Source organism: Streptomyces sp. NPDC000941 (assembly GCF_053599555.1).
Genome location: NZ_JBSFMM010000469.1, coordinates 1 through 3075 on the forward strand (window position 1 = coordinate 1; position 3075 = coordinate 3075).

Genomic DNA, 3075 nt, shown 5'->3' on the forward strand with positions numbered 1-3075 from the left:
GGCGGTACCAGTGCGGCCAGTTCTCGACATCGGCCAGCGCCTTGAACACCGCCTCGGGCTGGACTGAGGAGCCGCGCAGCGACGAGGGAAGCCCGCGCGTAGAAGCGCCCCGAGACTGAGCGGGGAGAGGCGACTCGGCTGGGACCGCAGACATCTGACGGGTAGTCAGTTACCTTGGCGGCATGAGGCATCGTCTGCGTCCCGTGGGACTCGACTACGTCCGCACGGCCCCGCTGCGGCTGGTCTTCGTCGCCGAGACCACCGCCCCGCCCGAGGCGGTGTTCAAGGCGCTGGCCGATGTCGAGAACTGGCCGCACTGGTACCGCCAGGTCGCCGCCGCCCGCTCCACCGACGACGGCAAGGGCCGCGAGATCCGGCTGAAGGGCGGCACCCGCTTCATCGAAACGGTCATGGCAGCGGACCCCGCGGAGTGCTACGCCTACCGCGTGGACCGGACGAACGCGCCGGGGCTGCGCGCCCTGCTGGAGGAGTGGCGGCTGATGCCGTCCCTCTCCGGCACCGGCTCCCTGGTGCGGTACACCTTCGCGGTGGACGGGGTGGCACCGCTACGGGGCGCCCTGCGGCTGCTGCGGCCGGGCCTGCGGCGCGCCTTCCGCGACGCGGTGCGCGCACTGGACCGCCGACTGGCCGACTGAAGGACTGGCACAGATCGGCGGCGTCTTCCTGAGTCGTGCAGGGTCGCCCTGAGCCATGCTGAGCAGCGCTTGTCGAGACAGCGCAAGGAGCACTTTTCGGGACATCGGGCGCCAGGGTCGCACAGGAGCGCGACCCCGCTCCCCGTGCGCCCCCGATGACCCCCCGGCGCTCCTCTCCGCGACGGCCTTCAACGCGCCCCACGACCCGGCGTCCGCATAGCCGCCCGCCGCGCACCCCATGACCCGCTCCGGGGCGTGGCACAGCCCGCTCCAGGGCGGGGTGCCGACGGTCTCATCGGCAGCGCTCACCGCGCTCTCCACGCGCCACCCCTTGCCTCTTGTGGCGGCCCGGTGGTGAACCTGGACCTTTTCGGATCATAAGTGGGCACCAGTGCGCCCTGGCATCCCGTGCCCGTCCCGGGCACACTGCGCAGCAGGGAAAATATGAAGGACATGGGAGAGCGGCGCGCATGCCGGCGAGACAGAGCGGGGAGGCGGTCACCGTGGCCGATACCGAGTTCAACGCCCGCGGGGTGCGGATCGAGCGGTTTCTGCGCTCGGTCACGCATGCCGGACAGGTCCTGATCAAGGACGGCAGGCTGCAGTTGCTGACCAGCTACGGCCGGGAGATCGACAGCGCCCCCGTGCAGTCGGTCCATGCGAGCAAGCCGTGGTTCACGGACGGCGACCAGGCCCTCGCGACGGTCAACGGCACCCGTTATCGCCTGACTCTGGGCGAGCGGGACGCCGCGGCGAAAGCGGCCGCGCCCGGCGCCGCCAATCGCCTCCTCGACGCGATCCGCAGCGCGCGAGGCCATTCACCCAAGGGCTGACACCTCCCCCGGCCACCGCCGGGAGGTGCCCCCTGAGTTGCGCATGCGGGCGGCGGGGCCGACCCTGGACGCACATCAGCTATCACTGAGGGTCAACGGGCGGTGACGCTGAGAACCGGCCCCTTCCCGGTCGCGCCCAGCAGCCACCACTGCTGAACGTGTTCGACGCCCGCATCTGAATCAGGCTAGCCCCAACTTCTTCAGGGAGTCGCAGCCGTGATCAGTCGTCCAAGCAGGCATTGCACGGTGGAGCTGCAGGCCCTGCCGTCGCGGATCGGACAGGTCCGCAGAATCGTGTCCGCGCAGTTGCGCTACTGGCATCTGGATCCGCTCATCGATCCCGCCGCGCTCGCCGTCACCGAACTGCTCACCAACGTCCACCGGCACGCCGAGCCCGACAAGCAGTGCACGGTGGAGATCGACCTCATGATGGACCGCCTGACGGTCTCGGTCCGCGATCAGGATCCGCGGCTGCCGTGTGTCCGCGAATGCGATCTGCTGGCCACCCATGGCCGCGGGCTCGCCCTGGTCGCGGCGCTCAGCCAGAGCTGGGGCATGCACGCCCGGGACGACGGCAACGGGAAGGTCGTGTGGTTCACCCTGGCCGTGCCGCAGGCCGCCACCCCCGCCAAGTCCCCCTTCGCGGCGCATGGCGCGGGCCGCACCACCCCGCCCGACCGCACCGACCTCGCCCGCCCCGCCCCGCCGGCCGGGGTGATCCGGGAGCGGGCGCCCGCCGCCCGGTCCGCCGTGCACCACTGACCCCACGCCCCCGGGTCCGACGGCGTGTCGGACCCGGCGCCGCACCCTGCCTGTACTTACTAGTATGTACAGTGGCTTCATGAGCACTGCGGAGCGGTTGATCGAGAGCACCCAGGACCTGTTGTGGGAGCGCGGCTACGTGGGCACCAGCCCCAAGGCCATCCAGCAGCGCGCCGACGCGGGCCAGGGCAGCATGTACCACCACTTCAGCGGCAAGCCCGACCTCGCGCTCGCCGCCATCCGCCGCACCGCGGAGCAGATGCGTGCCACGGCCGAGGCGTACTTCTCCGCCCCCGGGACCGCGTACGACCGCATCCGCGCCTATCTGCTGCGGGAGCGGGAGGTGCTGCGCGGCTGCCCGATCGGCCGGCTGACGATGGATCCGGACATCATCGCCGACCCCGCGCTGCGCGAGCCGGTGACGGAAACGCTCGACTGGCTGCGCGCCAGGCTGGCCCAGATCGTCTCCGAGGGCGTGGAGCGCGGGGAGTTCGAAGCGGGTCTTGACCCGGAGCGGACCGCCGCCTCGGTCGTGGCGACCATCCAGGGCGGCTATGTGGTGGCCCGCGCCGCGGGGTCGACGGCGCCCTTCGACGCCGCCGTACAGGGCCTGCTGGATCTGCTCGCCGCCCGCGCGCCTCGCCGGCCCGCTTCGTAAGGCCCGCTTCGTAAGACACCCCGCCGTTCCGCCTCGCACGGCGCCGGCTCATCAAGGCGCCATGCGCTCCCCCCCCGTTATGTTCTTCGCGGTCCTGCAAGAGGGCCGCTGGCCTCCGGGCCCGGCATGACTGTTCCCCCCTGTCGAAGGCATGACCTGGGGGGTG

Annotated in this window: 4 protein-coding genes; all 4 read left to right on the plus strand. The window is 71.5% G+C overall.

The annotated features are described in order from the left end of the window. Positions 1-182 precede the first annotated feature (182 nt). The 4 genes from ACWDSL_RS52715 (at position 183) to ACWDSL_RS52730 (ending at position 2909) form a co-directional block, all read left to right on the plus strand. Positions 183-656, plus strand: a complete 474-nt coding sequence (locus ACWDSL_RS52715; protein WP_450496820.1) for an SRPBCC family protein — start codon at positions 183-185, stop codon at positions 654-656. Positions 657-1126: 470 nt separating this feature from the next. Then, positions 1127-1489 (plus strand): hypothetical protein, encoded by a 363-nt coding sequence (locus ACWDSL_RS52720; RefSeq protein WP_358643811.1) that lies wholly within the window; start codon positions 1127-1129, stop codon positions 1487-1489. Positions 1490-1705: 216 nt separating this feature from the next. Further along, positions 1706-2251, plus strand: coding sequence for an ATP-binding protein (locus ACWDSL_RS52725; protein ID WP_450496822.1), 546 nt, complete (start codon positions 1706-1708; stop codon positions 2249-2251). Positions 2252-2330: 79 nt separating this feature from the next. Next, a complete protein-coding gene (locus ACWDSL_RS52730) occupies positions 2331-2909 on the plus strand; it encodes a TetR/AcrR family transcriptional regulator (RefSeq protein WP_450496824.1) in 579 nt (192 codons plus the stop codon). Positions 2910-3075 lie beyond the last annotated feature (166 nt).

Bases quoted from the DNA above. Each gene is read 5' to 3' on its own strand.
- ACWDSL_RS52720 (WP_358643811.1), top strand. From the start codon at position 1,127: ATGCCGGCGAGACAGAGCGGGGAGGCGGTCACCGTGGCCGATACCGAG.
- ACWDSL_RS52715 (WP_450496820.1), top strand. From the start codon at position 183: ATGAGGCATCGTCTGCGTCCCGTGGGACTCGACTACGTCCGCACGGCC.
- ACWDSL_RS52730 (WP_450496824.1), top strand. From the start codon at position 2,331: ATGAGCACTGCGGAGCGGTTGATCGAGAGCACCCAGGACCTGTTGTGG.